This is a genomic window from Mesorhizobium sp. CNPSo 4670, assembly GCF_057784235.1.
Window position 1 is genome coordinate 58899 of record NZ_JBWJFQ010000024.1, and the last position, 14316, is coordinate 73214.

The 14316-nt window shown below is 58.0% G+C and carries 13 protein-coding genes and 2 pseudogenes; 8 read left to right on the plus strand and 7 right to left on the minus strand.

The window, feature by feature from the left end:
* Positions 1–52: 52 nt before the first annotated feature.
* Both AC0ZT5_RS29680 and AC0ZT5_RS29685 read left to right on the plus strand, forming a co-directional pair.
* Positions 53–166 (plus strand): annotated as a pseudogene (locus AC0ZT5_RS29680) (hypothetical protein); the annotation flags it as partial.
* A gap of 32 nt (positions 167–198) precedes the next feature.
* Positions 199–396 (plus strand): hypothetical protein, encoded by a 198-nt coding sequence (locus tag AC0ZT5_RS29685; protein ID WP_488499327.1) that lies wholly within the window; start codon positions 199–201, stop codon positions 394–396.
* 187 nt (positions 397–583) lie between these two features.
* Here the strand turns inward: AC0ZT5_RS29685 and AC0ZT5_RS29690 are convergent, their stop codons facing one another.
* Positions 584–1291, minus strand: a complete 708-nt coding sequence (locus AC0ZT5_RS29690; protein ID WP_488499328.1) for a hypothetical protein — start codon at positions 1289–1291, stop codon at positions 584–586.
* A gap of 558 nt (positions 1292–1849) precedes the next feature.
* Between AC0ZT5_RS29690 and AC0ZT5_RS29695 the strand changes: the two genes are divergently transcribed.
* The 4 genes from AC0ZT5_RS29695 (at position 1850) to AC0ZT5_RS29710 (ending at position 4464) form a co-directional block, all read left to right on the plus strand.
* Positions 1850–2293 carry an SET domain-containing protein-lysine N-methyltransferase gene (locus tag AC0ZT5_RS29695; protein WP_488499329.1) on the plus strand — a complete coding sequence of 148 codons (444 nt, stop codon included), beginning with the start codon at positions 1850–1852 and terminating at the stop codon, positions 2291–2293.
* Between the two features lie 210 nt (positions 2294–2503).
* On the plus strand, positions 2504–2689 hold the full coding sequence (locus tag AC0ZT5_RS29700; protein ID WP_488499330.1) for a hypothetical protein: 186 nt from the start codon (positions 2504–2506) through the stop codon (positions 2687–2689).
* 236 nt (positions 2690–2925) lie between these two features.
* On the plus strand, positions 2926–3204 hold the full coding sequence (locus tag AC0ZT5_RS29705; RefSeq protein WP_488499331.1) for an aldehyde dehydrogenase family protein: 279 nt from the start codon (positions 2926–2928) through the stop codon (positions 3202–3204).
* Positions 3205–3294: 90 nt separating this feature from the next.
* Complete coding sequence (locus tag AC0ZT5_RS29710; protein ID WP_488499332.1) at positions 3295–4464, plus strand: M24 family metallopeptidase; 1170 nt, start codon at positions 3295–3297, stop codon at positions 4462–4464.
* Between the two features lie 117 nt (positions 4465–4581).
* Here AC0ZT5_RS29710 and AC0ZT5_RS29715 read toward each other — a convergent pair.
* A pseudogene (locus AC0ZT5_RS29715) lies at positions 4582–4854 on the minus strand (IS66 family transposase); the annotation flags it as partial.
* Between the two features lie 238 nt (positions 4855–5092).
* On the opposite strand from AC0ZT5_RS29715, the gene AC0ZT5_RS29720 reads away from it, so the two are divergent.
* Complete coding sequence (locus AC0ZT5_RS29720; RefSeq protein ID WP_488499333.1) at positions 5093–5278, plus strand: hypothetical protein; 186 nt, start codon at positions 5093–5095, stop codon at positions 5276–5278.
* A 698-nt stretch (positions 5279–5976) separates the two neighbouring features.
* Positions 5977–6909, plus strand: coding sequence for an ectoine hydroxylase (thpD, locus tag AC0ZT5_RS29725; protein WP_488499334.1), 933 nt, complete (start codon positions 5977–5979; stop codon positions 6907–6909).
* A 561-nt stretch (positions 6910–7470) separates the two neighbouring features.
* Here the strand turns inward: thpD and AC0ZT5_RS29730 are convergent.
* The 5 genes from AC0ZT5_RS29730 to AC0ZT5_RS29750 all read right to left on the minus strand — a co-directional run bounded on the left by AC0ZT5_RS29730 (position 7471) and on the right by AC0ZT5_RS29750 (position 14313).
* Entirely contained in the window at positions 7471–8754 is a 1284-nt protein-coding gene (locus AC0ZT5_RS29730) for an NAD(P)/FAD-dependent oxidoreductase (RefSeq protein ID WP_488499335.1), read from the minus strand.
* Between the two features lie 126 nt (positions 8755–8880).
* Positions 8881–10023, minus strand: coding sequence for a M20 metallopeptidase family protein (locus AC0ZT5_RS29735; RefSeq protein WP_488499336.1), 1143 nt, complete (start codon positions 10021–10023; stop codon positions 8881–8883).
* A gap of 40 nt (positions 10024–10063) precedes the next feature.
* Positions 10064–11242, minus strand: coding sequence for a M24 family metallopeptidase (locus tag AC0ZT5_RS29740; protein WP_488499337.1), 1179 nt, complete (start codon positions 11240–11242; stop codon positions 10064–10066).
* 207 nt (positions 11243–11449) lie between these two features.
* Positions 11450–12520 carry a GlxA family transcriptional regulator gene (locus tag AC0ZT5_RS29745; protein WP_488499338.1) on the minus strand — a complete coding sequence of 357 codons (1071 nt, stop codon included), beginning with the start codon at positions 12518–12520 and terminating at the stop codon, positions 11450–11452.
* Positions 12521–12909: 389 nt separating this feature from the next.
* Entirely contained in the window at positions 12910–14313 is a 1404-nt protein-coding gene (locus AC0ZT5_RS29750) for an aminotransferase (RefSeq protein WP_488499339.1), read from the minus strand.
* Between the last annotated feature and the right edge of the window lie 3 nt (positions 14314–14316).

Sequence of the window (14316 nt, forward strand, 5' to 3'; positions counted from 1 at the left end):
GCCGGCATCGCCATGAGCCAGGCGCGCTGATCGCGGTCGAAATCGACTGGGACTGAAGGGCGGCCAATCGCGAAAAGCCGCTTGGCCTGGTAAGGATTTCGTCGTAGCGCTGAAGGCGCGCGGTCTCAGAGGCGTAGAAATAGTCGTGTCCAACCACCATGACGGCCGCGCCGCGACGATCCGCGGGGTTTCCCGGGCATGGCAACACTGCTACTTGCAATTCTTAGGAGGGCGCTGGATTATGTGCATCGCAAGCACGGCAAAAAATGCTTGTATGATCTGCGCCTCTTGGTGCCGATCGCCTTCGGCGACGGCGATCGAAAGGCTGGCCCTGAAAACATCCAAAGCAACAAAAACGTCCCTATGCTCTTCCATAACCTCGTCCTCCTGGCTTGAGGGCCCGCCAATTGAGCAACCTTGTTCCCACACCCCTATGCAAACATAGAGCCAAACCACGGTTCGAAGATTGCCTGAACCTGTCCGCGGACGCCTGCGTTCCTTCATTACCCGGTAAAGGCGACGATCAAGGCTGCCTATAGCTGCAAGTCAGCTCGCCTCGCTCCGACTGCAAGTGAAAGAGCCATCAGGCGAGGCTCGGCGCTTGCGCCTTAGCTGCTGTCCCTTCGATGAGCCGTGACAATTCGCCTCGCGTTAGCCAAATAAGCCAATCATCCTCCTCGATCCCTCGGTCAGGTAAACGTAAGATGGCCCCGTGTGGTTCTCGGTGGAGATAGCCATACTGATCGGCGACACCCTTCTCAATTGACCAAGTATGGACAAGGGCATAGATAAAATCGGGTCTCCATTTCGCCCACGCTAGCCCAAATGCAATTCCCGCAAATGTTCTAGGCAAACCCTTCCCCCTAAAATCCTCTCGGAGCCATATGTCGCCGTGATAAGCTACTAACCGAGCTATGTTTTGAGCGGCGGGCGCGCGGCAAATACATGACGGGCTAGAGCCGGAGAGGCTCTCTGGATTCGAGTAGAACGCTTTTAATGACTCGAGATGTTCGACCAAGTTGGTGATCAAGTCCACCCGAACAGCCTGAACATGCGCTACTTTTCCCGATTGATCTTCTCCTATAATCCAAAAGGCACGGCCTGCGTCAAGCCGCGAACAATCCGGCCTGAAGCTCGGATCGGTCTGCGGTTTACCGACAATATTTGCCGTGATCGCGATATATTCTTCGAAGCTCTCACCCATTTTGAACAGAAGGCCAAGTTTACGGGCCGTTTCATCAAGTACAGCTATGTATCTGGATACGTCTAGAAGTGTTGTATACTCGTTCATTCGGTAGTGGCTCGCCTTATTTTTACATCGAATCTCTCAGGCATAGGGGGGTCATAGGGACGGTGCTCTCCGGGAATCACCGCCACGGCAATCAACTCGGTTCGCCGAAGGCCAAGTTTTTCGACGTGTCCTCTTCCCACCCGGGGGGGGGCGAAACAAGCGGCGTTAATATTACTACTGCTTACACAGCAAAAGCACCCACGCATTTTGGTAGGTATCCCGAGGTGGAGGACGCGCTATCTTCGCTGGAGAGGCAATGGTGTAGCAGAGTTCATAAGATGAAAAGTTTGGGCATTAATCCGGCAGAAGACGCACTGCTGATCCCAACGATCAGTTGGCATTAGCGACCGCTGTGGGGAACCGCGTGGGCGGGAGCAGGGGCGATACTCGGAACATCGATGGCAGTTCCGCCAAAGATGACGTTACGGCAAGATCGGCGATCTCGCAGGCCGGAATCAAACGCTCGCCGTCGACTTCTCTGAAGCAGCATACTGCTATGCGCGACCGGAAGCTCAATGGTGGCACTCTTCAGTGCGAAGGCACACACAGGCAACGTTCATGCTCAGCATCAAGAGGCAACCGGCGATGGTCGACAAGATCTTTGATCGAAGCAATGCAGTGTATGTAAAACGTGTTCCCCGCAAAGGTCGTGGCCTGTTTGCAAACATTCCATTCAAAGCGGGAGATGTTATTGATCAAGCTCCAACTTGGGGATTTGACCAAGAGGATGAATATATGTTCAGGCGCACGGGATTATTGCAATATTACTTTGTTCGCGACGATCATAGAGATAACAGCGATTTGGCTGGTTACGTCGTATTCGGTTTTATATCAATAGTGAATCACTCGTTTAATCCGAATGCAGAAACAATTTGGACTGATGGGGAAGCCGGCGCGTGGGCGACTATTATTGCAACAAAGGACATAATGGTTGGCGAGGAAATTACGCATCGCTATAAGAATTTATTAGATTATCCTGCGGCGATCAATTTCGTCGAATGAGTTCAAAGGTGATGTTCAGCGATATAGAGTTGTTTGACCGCCTGAAACGTGCAGATGAGGGGCGGCATGTCTGGCGAAGGCTCTCGGGTGAAGCAGCCACCGTTATCGGTCATGACGCGGCTCACGGTTGAGCCGAGGCCTTTGCAATTTGTGCGAAACAGAGACGCCAGGCGCGGTGCGGGTCGATGAGATTTTCAGAAAGGACTGGGAATGGCTACCACAGAGGTGATCAAGAATTACATAGATGCAGAATGGCGGGATTCTTTGTCCGGCAAACGGATCGAGGTGGATCACCCATCGAATGCCCAGACGCTTGCCGTGGTAGGAGAAGCAGGCCGGAGGATGTCGAGCTTGCCGTCGCTGCTGCTCATCGCGTTTTTCGCGACCGCGTTTTGATAGACATCCATCCCTAAGAGCGTGGACGCATGCTGTTCGCGTTGCAGACGCACTTGAAGCGCGAGAGGACAAAGTTGCGACTGTTAACTGCATCGAGACTGGCAAAGCGTTGAACTTCGTCCATAAGGAAGTTCGGACCGCCATCAGATACCTGAGGTGTTAGGTGGCTTGGCCGATAAGCTTGAAGGTCGCGCGGAGCCAACCTTATCGACTACACTGTCAGAAGTCCGTTCGGCGTGTCCGCACACATCGCTCCTTGGAATGGGCCGCTAGAACTAACGGCCCGTTCGATGGCATGCGCCATCGCAACCGGCAACTCTGTGGTGATGCGGATTCTCTATCCGCTCCCCACCGCTCAAGATGTGGGAGAATATGCGCAACGAAATCGACCCGACAATCGCTGCGGTGGCGTCGCTGCTGACGCTGCTGCCGGTGCTCTGGCTAGCGGGGCTACGGCTGGCTGGTGGCGTGCACACAAGCTGGCTAGGCGCACCTCACCGGAGCCGGCCGCCTGAGCCTTCGCGCAGAGTTTCGGTTGGGTATACTCGTATGGACGGAGCTTTACCCCCGCGTCCAATGCCGTCTCATCTAGCGAGGGAGTTTCTATGCCCATAGTCAAAGGTCCGCAGGTATTCCCGCGCTCGGAATATCTGCGCAGGCTCGCTGCCGTGAAAGCGAAGATGGCTGAGGGTGATATCGCAGCGGTTGTAATCACCGACAACGCACATATCACTTACCTCACGGGGTCCGTCGCTCACTCTTATGACGCGCGCGGTGTCGTCATCCTGGCCTCGCGGGAAGAGCCGGTCTTCATTCTGCGCTGGATGGACGTGGCCGCGGCCGTCCAGGAGACGTTCATCGAACGCGACAGCATTATAGGCTACTCGGAAGAGTTGATGGGCGACCCCGGCAAAAACGGTTACGACGCGGTGATTGAGTTCCTGTTGGACCAGGGACTTGGGCAGAGCGGCATTGGGTTCGAGCTGTGCAACTTGACGGTCGACTCGGCTAAAAAGTTCAAGAGCCGTTTGGTGCAGGCGCGCATCGAGGACTTCTCGAAGGTGATAAGCCGAATCCGCAGGCTCAAGTCGGATCTCGAGATTATCATCATGCGCGAAGCGGCGGCGATTTCGGACGCTGGTGTGCTCAGGGCCGAGGAAGTTATGCGCCCCGGCATGCGGGAGGCGGATGCCATCGCCGAAATTGTCGGGACGCTCGCCCGCGGCGCGAATGGCAAACCAGGAACTTGGATCGCAACGCCCTACCTCTGCGCCACAACCCGAATTGGAAATCCGCATACGACCTGGAGCGAGGATACCCTCCAGCGAGGTTCACAGGTCAATCTTGAGATCGCCGGCGTCCGGCATGAATACCACGCTCCGATCTGCCGGACCTATATCCTCGGCAAGCCGACCGATCGCTTGCTGCGTATTCACGAAGCCCAGCTCGCCGGTCTCGAGGCGGGGCTGAATGTAATCCGTGCCGGCGCCGTCAGCGGCGAAGTGGCCAGTGTGATTCATAGCACGACTGAGAAACACGGATTCAAGAAGCGGTCGCGCGCCGGATACTCCATCGGTATCGACTGGATGGAAAACACGACCAGCCTTAAGCTTGGCGATACGACGGTTCTCGAGCCAAACATGACCTTTCACTTGCATCTCGGTTCCTGGGTTGAGGAAGACTTCGGCTACGTGCTTAGCGAGAGCATTCGTGTCACCGAATCCGGCGTCGAGGTTCTCACAAAGGCGCCACGGCAACTTTTCATGTTGGGCTGAGCCCGCGAACCAGCATCCCTCGACTGCTCTTAGCATCCCGCCGCGCTGTGCAACTTCCTCGGACTGACCTCCCGGACGAGCGAACGCCCCTTGCTGGGTGTCGTTCGGCCCATCCATTCAAGCGTTGAATTTAGGGTACCCGCTGTTCTCAGGCCACGGCCTCGAGCTCGAGCGGCACGAACAGGTCGCCCGGGTCGCGTTGCCGACGCGGACAAGCTTCCAATGTTTACAGATACTTGACGATGGAGCGCATAGTGACTCAGGCATCGCGATCGGTCGGACGAAGCGCTCGACCACGTTGCTGTCGATCTCGATGCTGTCGTCTGCGAGGAAGCGCGAAAGGCCTTCCCAACGTGAGAGCGTGTAGCGGATTGCCTCTGCGAGCTTGTCTTCTGACTGATTAGACCGAGCTTCTCACACAGCCATGGGTCGAGTGCCGCGATGATTAGAGTACTCTCTTCCTGGCGCATAGCACGGCGCTTGTCGACCGGTCGGCCACGGGGCCGTCCTCAATCTTGTAGGGTTAGCGATCCGTCTGAGCATCTCGCTGGCCATCGGCGCGGGACCGGCTGCCGCAGCATTTGTCTCAATTGTCTCATGTGTGGACGAATATCCGAAGAGGCCGAGCATGCCTGGAGCCGTGAGAGGTCCGGATTCGGGTGTGGCTTGGGGCCCAAGTCACGGACTGCAGCGTCTCATAAGTGCCGATCCGTCGCGTTTTACGTTTTACGAAGAGAAGAGGACAGAGCAACTGGCTGTGAAAGCATGGCGCGCGATATGGCAGGGCGGATCATCCTCAACAGCGACTGGGTGAATAGCGCGGGTTATGTCGGTACCACAACGCTCGATAACATTCCTCGCTGAGGCAATAGGGGGCAGTTTTTCATTTTGTCCGACGCATCCCCAGTTAATGACCACGATTCCCCTGGTTCGGACACCGCTCAGCGGAGTATCAAAGCGCTTCAGTGTTTCGACAATCACCAATCGCGCACATGGCAGTTATGCTTGGATCGCGAAGACCTACCACTCTTGGTAGTTTTGTCGTTAGCGTTCCTGAGGTAAGTCATCGGAATTCTCGGAACATGCGTCCTGTAGTTCAAATCCGCCCTCCCAGGCTGCACTGTAGAAAGCACGCTGATTGACGTACTTACTAGGGAAGAACATCATCATGTACGGAGCGATTAAGCAAACTACACAATACACACGATACACAGCTTGCACGAAAACCTAACTGAATAAATCACCTTCCGAGCCCCCGCACCGAAAATGGCGCAGCCGTCTGGCGCCCGGTCACGGCCAATGAGGCAATTCCACGAGAATTCCCTCTATCGCGATCTGCTTCAGTGCGACCACTTCCCCGATACAGGCGTGGTCGCCGAACGTGAGGTCGACAGCGCGATCGCCGGCCACGAGCAACGAAAGTTCACCAGGAGGACGGCTCCTGCGCATTGGAAGCCGGAGGACGCGTGGGGCAGTCCGCGCCGACGAAACCGTACGAAGAAGGAGAAGAAGATGTCTGCTATCACCCATACAGCAGAACGAAGACAGGACCTCTATCCGAGCCGGCTGCCCGAAGAGCGCTGGCTGCCCCGGCAGGACAAGACAGTGTGGAGCCAGTGGTGCCCCGACGCGCCGCTGACCACGCAGCAGACCCACCACTTCGACCGCGACGGCTTCATTGTCTTGAGGGATCTCTTCTCGGATGAGGAAGTTAAGGCGCTGATGCAAGAATCGGCGGCGTTGCGCGGCGGTGAGCGCGAGCTGGAGGAGGGCATTGTCATCACGGAGCCGGGCTCGGATGAGGTGCGCACCATCTTCAAACTGCCCGAGCACAGTCCGCTCTTCAACCGGCTCGCCCGCGACAGCCGCGTGGTGGACATCGCCAGCTATCTGCTCGGCGACGACGTCTATGTCCACCAGTCGAGGCTGAACTATAAGCCGGGCTTCACGGGCAAGGAGTTCTTCTGGCACTCCGATTTCGAGACCTGGCATGCCGAGGACGGCATGCCGCGCATGCGCGCCCTCTCCGCATCGCTGTTCTTGACGGATAACGATGCGCTGAACGGTCCCTTGATGCTGATGCCGGGCTCGCACAAGCACTTCATCGCCTGCGTCGGCGAGACGCCGGAGGACAACTACAAATCCTCGCTCAAGAAACAGGAAGTGGGCATGCCCTCGCACGAGGCGCTGGCCAAGCTCGCCAAGGAGCATGGCATCCATACCGCCACCGCCAAGGCTGGCACGCTGGTTCTGTTCGACGGCAACACGATGCACGGTTCGAACGGCAACATCACGCCGTTCGCTCGTTCGAACGCGTTCTTTGTGTTCAACGCCGTGTCGAACCAGCTCGAGGAGCCGTTCGGCGCAAAGAAACCACGCCCCGAATTCCTCGGCTTCCGCGGCGAGCCGAAGCCGATGGAGATAGCGTCGGGGAAGCTGGCGTAAGATAGCGCTTGAGAGGGGAACTCCGCTCTACCAACAGAACCCAGGAGAATACGGCTTAGCAATGCACGACTTCAAAAGGCACGCGCCGTGGGAACTGGGGTGCGCCGGCGGCGCGCACGCCGGCCATACATTCGAGATCGGCGTGAGCCGCGCGCGGGGCTGGTTCACACGCTTCAAGCCCACACCTATCCCCACGCTCCTTCGGGACGTACCCGGCAATGCGGGCGGTCAGACACGCGCCAACCAGTTCTCCGTGCGCCATCTCGCTGCTTCGCCCAGCAGGAGCCTAAGCTCACTGCCGGGCGCTGCGCCTTGGGAGGTGGCGGACTTGGGAAACCTTGCTACCTTCTATGCCGGTGCCAAATTCTAGCGCGTTCAGGGGATCGATCGACCCGAATGACGCCTCCATTAACGCGGGAAGGGACGCCGCGGGTGCATAAAAGCAGATGGGATGCGCCATTACCCCTGCGCGACATCGTCCGAATGCGGCTTCACGGTCTGGTGACGACGGCTCGGTCCGTAAGGGACCAAGGATTGCTTGTACGGAAGGGCTGCGTTGCGTCAGAAACGAGCATCAACCAAGTGAGCCAGTTGGGCTCCCACCTTATAGTATTTCTCTTTTAGCGCACGGAAAGCTGGGATTCCCGGAGTAGTGAGGGGAAGGGGCAAGTCTGACTCTGCAACATTCCCAAGAATATGGTCGGCCAGCACACGCCCAAAGACCGTAGCCGGCGAAATCCCACGGCCATTATAGCCGCAGATGCTAACAACATTAGGTGCGAAGCGGTGAAAACGAGGCAGGTGGTCATTGGTTGTCCCAATCATGCCATACCACTCGAACTCCAATTCGACGTCCACAATTTGCGGGAAGAGCTTGCGAACGGCACGCTTGGCCCATGATCGATGAATCCTGGCTGTGGTACCTCCGAGCGCGCCGATACTGCCGAAAATCAACCGTCCCTCGCGGTCCAGCCGAAACGAACTCAAGATCTTCTTTGTGTCCCAGCAGCCCTCGCGGTTGGGAAGAATGGACTTCAGTAGTTTGTCCGGGAACGGCCGGGTTGCAATGTTGAAATAAGGAATATGTATCTGCTCATGCCTCAGCTCTTGCCAAGGAGCTTTCGTATAAGCATCGGTTGCAACCACGACCCAGTCAGCCTCGACCGATCCTCCTGCTGTGTGCAATGTCCACTTGCCGTTTGATCGCTCGGCCCCGGTGACCCCACTTGAATTGTATATTTTTGCTCCTGCTGAGATAGCCGCGCGGGCAAGTCCTCGCGCATAACCGAGTGGCTGGATAGTTCCGGCGCGCAAATCAAGAAGTGATCCGGAATACGCGCTCGTACCAATGCGTGCCGCCGTCTCCTCTGCGTTGAGGAGACTCACGGGTGCGCCCCGTTTCCGCCACTGCCGCTCGCGTTCCCCGAGCTCATTTAGTCCTGTGTCGCCGACCGCGCAATGAAGCGTGCCGTGCCTCACAGGCTGGCAGTCGATGACGTGCTTGTCGATCAGAGACCAGACCTCGGCAGGCCCGTCGCCGAGAAGTTGCAAGACCTGTTCACCGAAAGGTGCGCCTAAACTTGATTTCACATCGTCGGGCTTCATCCATAGGCCGGCATTAACTAAGCCTGCGTTGCGCCCCGAGGCACCAAAGCCAATTTCTACCGCCTCAAGGACGCTGACCTTCACACCGGCTTGCGCCAGATGCAATGCCGTTGAAAGTCCCGTATATCCGCCGCCAACTACGGATACATCTTGTTTATGGGAGTATCTGAGAATGCTTGTCTGCGGGGCATCTGCTGCGCTGCGCTCCCAAAGCCCATGGGAGCGATTGTTATTCAGCATTTTCATCCTTTCCAACTCTCATCCGTAGGGGTCGCCCTTGGCGGCAATAGGAAATTGGATTTGTTTCCGGGGCGGCAAATTCATGCATTCTCATAGAGACGCGTATGCTCGAGCGGGCGTCGAACACTAGGGCAGCCGCATCAAGAAATTTCGGGCAGAGTCACAGAGGACGACAGCCCCTATCGACAGCGCCTGTTCATCGACCCGAAATCGCGGATGGTGAAGCGGATAGACCGCTCCAAGTTCCTCGTTGCGGATTCCCAGGCGGAAATAGACCGAGCGGCATTTCTCGCTGTAGAAGGCGAAATCGTCGGCTGCGGTCCAGCCCGGCGCGCTCAGCATGTGGTCCTGCCCCAGCAGGCCGCCACCGGTTCGGCGGATGATCTCGACCATGTCAGGGTCGTTGATAACCGGTGGTTCGCCACGCCTCAGGTCCACCTCGGCGTTGGCGTTGTGGATTGAAGCCACACCTTCGACGATCTGAGATAGCCTCTCCCACGCATACTGGCGAGTTGCTTCATGCCCGCTGCGGATCGTGCCTTTCAGCCTTACCTCGGCGGCAATCACATTATAGGCGCCGCCGCCTTCGATGCCGGTGATAGAGACGACCAGCGGATCATACGGATCGATCTCCCGCGACACGATCTTCTGCAACTCCGTTACCATCGAACAGGCGACGGCGATGGCGTCGACGCCTTCGGACGGTTTTGCGGCATGCGCGGAATTCCCAGTGACGGCAATGTCGAAAGTATCGCAGGCAAGCGTGTACGGACCCGCGCCGACCGCGATCTTTCCGGTCTCGGTATAGGGATCGACATGGATACCGATCGCGGCGTCGATATCGTCCAGCAGCCCTTCCTCGACGACCCGGCGGCCTCCGAGCGGCTCCGCCTCCTCAGCGGGCTGGAAGATGATGCGAACGGTGCCGCTGAACGACTGCTTCTGGCGCTCCAGAAGAACGCTGGCGGCGTAACCCATCGCGGCGTGGGCGTCATGGCCGCAGGCATGCATGACGCCCGGACGCTCTGAGCTGAACGGTACACCCGAGGTTTCCGTGATTGGCAGCGCGTCGATGTCGGCCCGGATGACGATCTTGCGGTTTGACAGGCCGGCCGTGCCGACGACGTCGACGGCGAGACCGAAGCCGGCCACGGGCCTGATGCCGCTCAGTCCGGCTTCTTCCAGTACCCTTCTGAGATAGGCTTGGGTCTCTCGTTCTTCGTTTGAGAGCTCCGGATTGCGATGAAGATAGCGTCTGACTTCCATCATCCGGCGTTCCAACTGAGGGTCCATCAATCCGTTGCCGGCTTCAGCGCTTGACATGGATCTCTCGCGGGAACTGGGTCAGCGTCTCGCAGCCACTGGCGGTGACGAGGATCGTTTCGCTCACTTCGATCCCCCAGCCTTCCATCCACATGCCGAGGATGGAGTGCAAGACATTGCCGGGCTTCAAGATCGTCTTGTCGCCCCGGCGCAGGCTGGTCGTGTGTTCGCCCCAGTCCGGCGGATAGGAGACGCCGATTGAATAGCCGATGCGGGATTCCTTCTTCAGGCCGTAGCGCTGGATGACGTTGCGCCAGCTTGCCTCGACCTCTTCCGCCGCAACGCCGGGCTTGATTGTGGAAAGCACCGCCTCCATGCCTTCGAGCACGGCCTTGCCGGTATCGCTGACCTTGGTTGGCATGGCGCCTAGCTGAAGCGTGCGCGCGAGGCCGGCGGCATAGCGGCGCACGACGCCGGCGAGTTCCAGCGCGACGGTTTCGTTCTCGCCGAACCGGCGGTCGCTCCACATGATATGCGGCGCCGACGCATTCTCACCCCCCAGAATGGTCGGCGGCAGGGCGGTAATGTCGCCGGCGAAATCCGGCGAGCCCGCTATTTGCGCTGCCTGGATTCTGGCAATGGCGTCGCACTCGCGCACACCCGGCGCAATCACCTCGTAGGCTGCCGTAACCGCCGCCTCGGCAAGACGCGAGGCCTTGCGCAGATAGCCGATCTCGGCGTCCGACTTGACGCTGCGTATCCAATTGACCAGGAGGTCGGCGTCGTGGAAGGCCGCGTTGGGCAGGCCGGCGGTCAGGCGGGCATGCGCCTTCGGCGAATAGTAATAAGCCTCGAGCTCAATGCCGATATTGCCACGCCCCCAACCCTTCTTCTCGATCCATCCGGCGATCCAGTCCATCGGATGGCGGTCGGGGCGCTGGACATGATCTTCCGGGAAACCGACAACGTTCTCGGGCTTCATCCACGCAGTCAGCAGCCCGCCCGCTGCGTCCATCGCGCGGCCGATCCAGACCGGTTCTTCGTCAGCCAACGACACCAAGACCACCTGCGGTGTGTAGAACGACCAGCCGTCGTAGCCGGTGATGTAGTGCTGGTTGGCGACGTCGTTAACGATCAGAAGATCCAAGTTGCGGCGCGCCATTTCAGCGCGGATGGCGGAAAGCCTGCCACGGTACTCGCTGAGCGCAAAGGGCAATGGGATCATATCGAAATCTCCTATTCTATCGCGTCCAAGTGCCTTCCCTAGCGCCTGTGCTGATAAGCGCGCTGGGTCGACCAAATTTGTAACTTGACAATCGGCAAAGCTGATCGAAGCAGGACCTCTTCGACCTCCGTTCCCGACTGGTACGCTGAGGTCATTCAGCAAAAGGAGGGCAATACCCGATCTTCTGAGAACAAGACGGCGCTCATGCTAGTGGCAGTTAGGCATCCATTCGGTACTGAGACTCCGATCGAACTGCCGGGTTCTATTTTTCTTCGGCTTCGATCTCATTTTTTTTCGGTTGTAGACTGGCAATCGTGATTGATGCGGCGCGCATCCATAGGCATCGCGGTAGGCTTTTGAGAAATGCGATGCAGAGACAAAGCCGCAAGCCATCGCGATTTCAACGACCGGCAGGCGCGAGCTGACGAGCAGCAGGTGCGCACGTTCCAGACGAAGATCCAGATAATAGCGACTCGGAGAACATCCAAGTTCCCTCCTGAACAGCCGCTCGATTTGTCGGCGGGATAGGCCGGCTGATCCCACTAAGTCATCCAGTAGCAATGGCTCCGTGAGATTTGCTTCCATCTCTTCAATTACCTTGATGACCGCCTGGTGGTTGAGTTGCACTCGAGAATGAAGAGGCAGACGTTGGCGGTCACCCGCTGAACGGGTCCTGTACGCGATGGCCTTTTCGCAAATGCGATTGACGACTATTGTCCCATGATGGCGGTCAACCAAATCCAGAAACATATCGAAAGGGGCGTCCCCGCCTGCGCAAGTGTATAGGTCGCCGTCCCGTTCGAAGGCGGTTTGAGTGGCTACCACGCCGAGGAACCGCTCGGAGAACATAGGAAATTGCTCCCAGTGAACCGCGCATCGCCGCCCTTCTGCAAGCCCCGCCCGAGCAAGCACAATCGTACCGCTGCTTATCCCTACGAGGCTGCCGCGGCGGTTGCGACACTCTCGCACCCAGGCATCAAGCTGTTTGTGTGGACTAGGAGCATTGCGGCCGCCAACGACCACGACAGCCGGTGCTGAGATCGATCGACGGTTTCTTTCACGTTCGAAGGACAACGAAGAATCGGCGCAAACCAACAAGCCGCAACTCGAGGCCGCAGGTTGCCCATCGTCCGAAATGACCTGCCAGCCATATTCGTCCCGTCCCAACACTTCGTTGGCCAGCCTCAGTGCTTCTACTGCCGACGAAAAGGCCTGAAGCGAAAAGGCTGGCAGGAGGTAAAAACAAAAATTTCGGCATGTGGACTGTAAGTCTAGCATCCCGGGGGTGCCCTTTCTCCTACTTACTTTCGCCTGGTGCTTCCAGGGCCGGTGCCCGACTGCGCCACCGACGTGCTTCGTTGGAGAGCCGCGCCGCTACACAACTCGAAGTGCTTTGCGGCTATCGAACCCGCATTCGGCTTCACCCGAGCGAAAGTGCGCTGGCTGCGCCAGAAGGCTCGATGCGTCTGTTCCGAGGCCTGGCTCCTTGGTAGACGTTTCGGTGCCGTCCCACTGCGGTGACGATGTCCTCCTGCCAAGTCTCGTCCGATCCGTCCCGCTCGCGTACCCACATGGCTCGCTCGATAGAGTGGGCCAAGACTCCAACTGTCGAACGTCGGAGAGACTCTCTAAGCGTCCTGATGCCGCAAATGCGGCGGCCGCCCACCTCAGGTTTTAAGCCCGTCTCGCGTGAGCTCATCCAAAACGAAGCGCACTGCACTTTCAGCGATGCCAACGATTTCTTCCACTTCAGCTTTGGTTGTCACCAAGGGAGGAGCGAAGCCCAGAATGTCACCGTGCGGCATGGCACGAGCGATAAGACCGCGATCACGCGCTGCCTTGGAAATTCGTGCGCCAACCTTGAGTGAGGGATCAAAACGCGTTTTCTTGTCGCGATCGGTCACGAACTCGATTGCGCCCATCAGGCCCACGCCGCGCACTTCACCGACGATCGGCAGCTGCGCGAACTTCGCCTTCAGCTGCGCCTGGAAAAATGCACCGACCTCGCGAGCGTTCCCCGGAAGATCTTCTTTCTCGACGATGTCAAGCACCGCGTTGGCCGCGGCAGCTCCAATCGGATGACCCGAATAGGTGTAACCGTGCGAGAAGGCGCCGACCCTGTCAGCCCCTTCTTCCAGCACCTTGTAGACTTTTTCACCAACGATTGCCGCCGAAAGTGGGAAATAGGCCGAAGTCAGACCCTTTGCGACCGTTATGAGGTCTGGCTCGATGCCGTAGTGATGCGAGCCAAACATGGAGCCAGTCCGACCAAAACCGGTTATGACTTCATCTGCAATGAGGAGCACATCGTGCTTTTTGAGCACGAGCTGGATTGCTTGCCAATAACCTTCCGGCGGAGGCGTGATGCCGCCGGTGCCGAGCACCGGCTCGCCGATGAAGGCGCCAACATTGTCCGGGCCCAGGCGTTCGATCAACTGATCAAGTTCCTCGGCCCGCCGCGCGGAAAATTCGCGTTCGGACTCGCCTGGGTTCGCGCCCCAGTAGTGATGTGGAACACCGGTGTGAACAATCTGCGGAAGCGGCAGGTCCATATGGTCATGGTAGAAGCTCATGCCCGTCATTGAGCCAGACACGACACTGCAGCCGTGATAGCCGCGTTCACGTGAGATGATCTTCTTCTTGTTCGGCTTGCCACGCAGATTGTTATAGTACCAAACAAGCTTGGCCTGGGTCTCGTTGGCGTCGGAGCCGGACATCCCGTAGAACACTTTGCTCATCTTGCCGGGTGCCATCTTCACGAGGCGATCGGAGAGAATCGCGAGCTCGTCCGTCGTGTGCGCCGCATACGAGTGGTAGTAAGCGAGCCGATAGGCCTGACGCGAGATCGCCTCTGCTACTTCGGTGCGGCCATAGCCGACATTGACGCAGTAGAGACCGGCAAAGCCATCGATAAACTTGTTTCCATGCGCGTCTTGAATGCGGATTCCCTTGCCGGTCTCGACGATTGTTGGTTCGCCAAGCTTGCCGGAGGCAAAGTCCTTGAGCTGCGTGAAAGGGTGCAGGACAGCGTTTCTGTCCTTCTCGCTAATATCCTTGATGTTGATAGTCATGGG

Coding starts and splice junctions, on each gene's coding strand:
- AC0ZT5_RS29685 (WP_488499327.1), top strand. CDS start 199: ATGGCAACACTGCTACTTGCAATTCTTAGGAGGGCGCTGGATTATGTG.
- AC0ZT5_RS29690 (WP_488499328.1), bottom strand. CDS start 1,291: ATGAACGAGTATACAACACTTCTAGACGTATCCAGATACATAGCTGTA.
- AC0ZT5_RS29695 (WP_488499329.1), top strand. CDS start 1,850: ATGCTCAGCATCAAGAGGCAACCGGCGATGGTCGACAAGATCTTTGAT.
- AC0ZT5_RS29700 (WP_488499330.1), top strand. CDS start 2,504: ATGGCTACCACAGAGGTGATCAAGAATTACATAGATGCAGAATGGCGG.
- AC0ZT5_RS29710 (WP_488499332.1), top strand. CDS start 3,295: ATGCCCATAGTCAAAGGTCCGCAGGTATTCCCGCGCTCGGAATATCTG.
- AC0ZT5_RS29720 (WP_488499333.1), top strand. CDS start 5,093: ATGCCTGGAGCCGTGAGAGGTCCGGATTCGGGTGTGGCTTGGGGCCCA.
- thpD (WP_488499334.1), top strand. CDS start 5,977: ATGTCTGCTATCACCCATACAGCAGAACGAAGACAGGACCTCTATCCG.
- AC0ZT5_RS29730 (WP_488499335.1), bottom strand. CDS start 8,754: ATGCTGAATAACAATCGCTCCCATGGGCTTTGGGAGCGCAGCGCAGCA.
- AC0ZT5_RS29735 (WP_488499336.1), bottom strand. CDS start 10,023: ATGATGGAAGTCAGACGCTATCTTCATCGCAATCCGGAGCTCTCAAAC.
- AC0ZT5_RS29740 (WP_488499337.1), bottom strand. CDS start 11,242: ATGATCCCATTGCCCTTTGCGCTCAGCGAGTACCGTGGCAGGCTTTCC.
- AC0ZT5_RS29745 (WP_488499338.1), bottom strand. CDS start 12,520: ATGCTAGACTTACAGTCCACATGCCGAAATTTTTGTTTTTACCTCCTG.
- AC0ZT5_RS29750 (WP_488499339.1), bottom strand. CDS start 14,313: ATGACTATCAACATCAAGGATATTAGCGAGAAGGACAGAAACGCTGTC.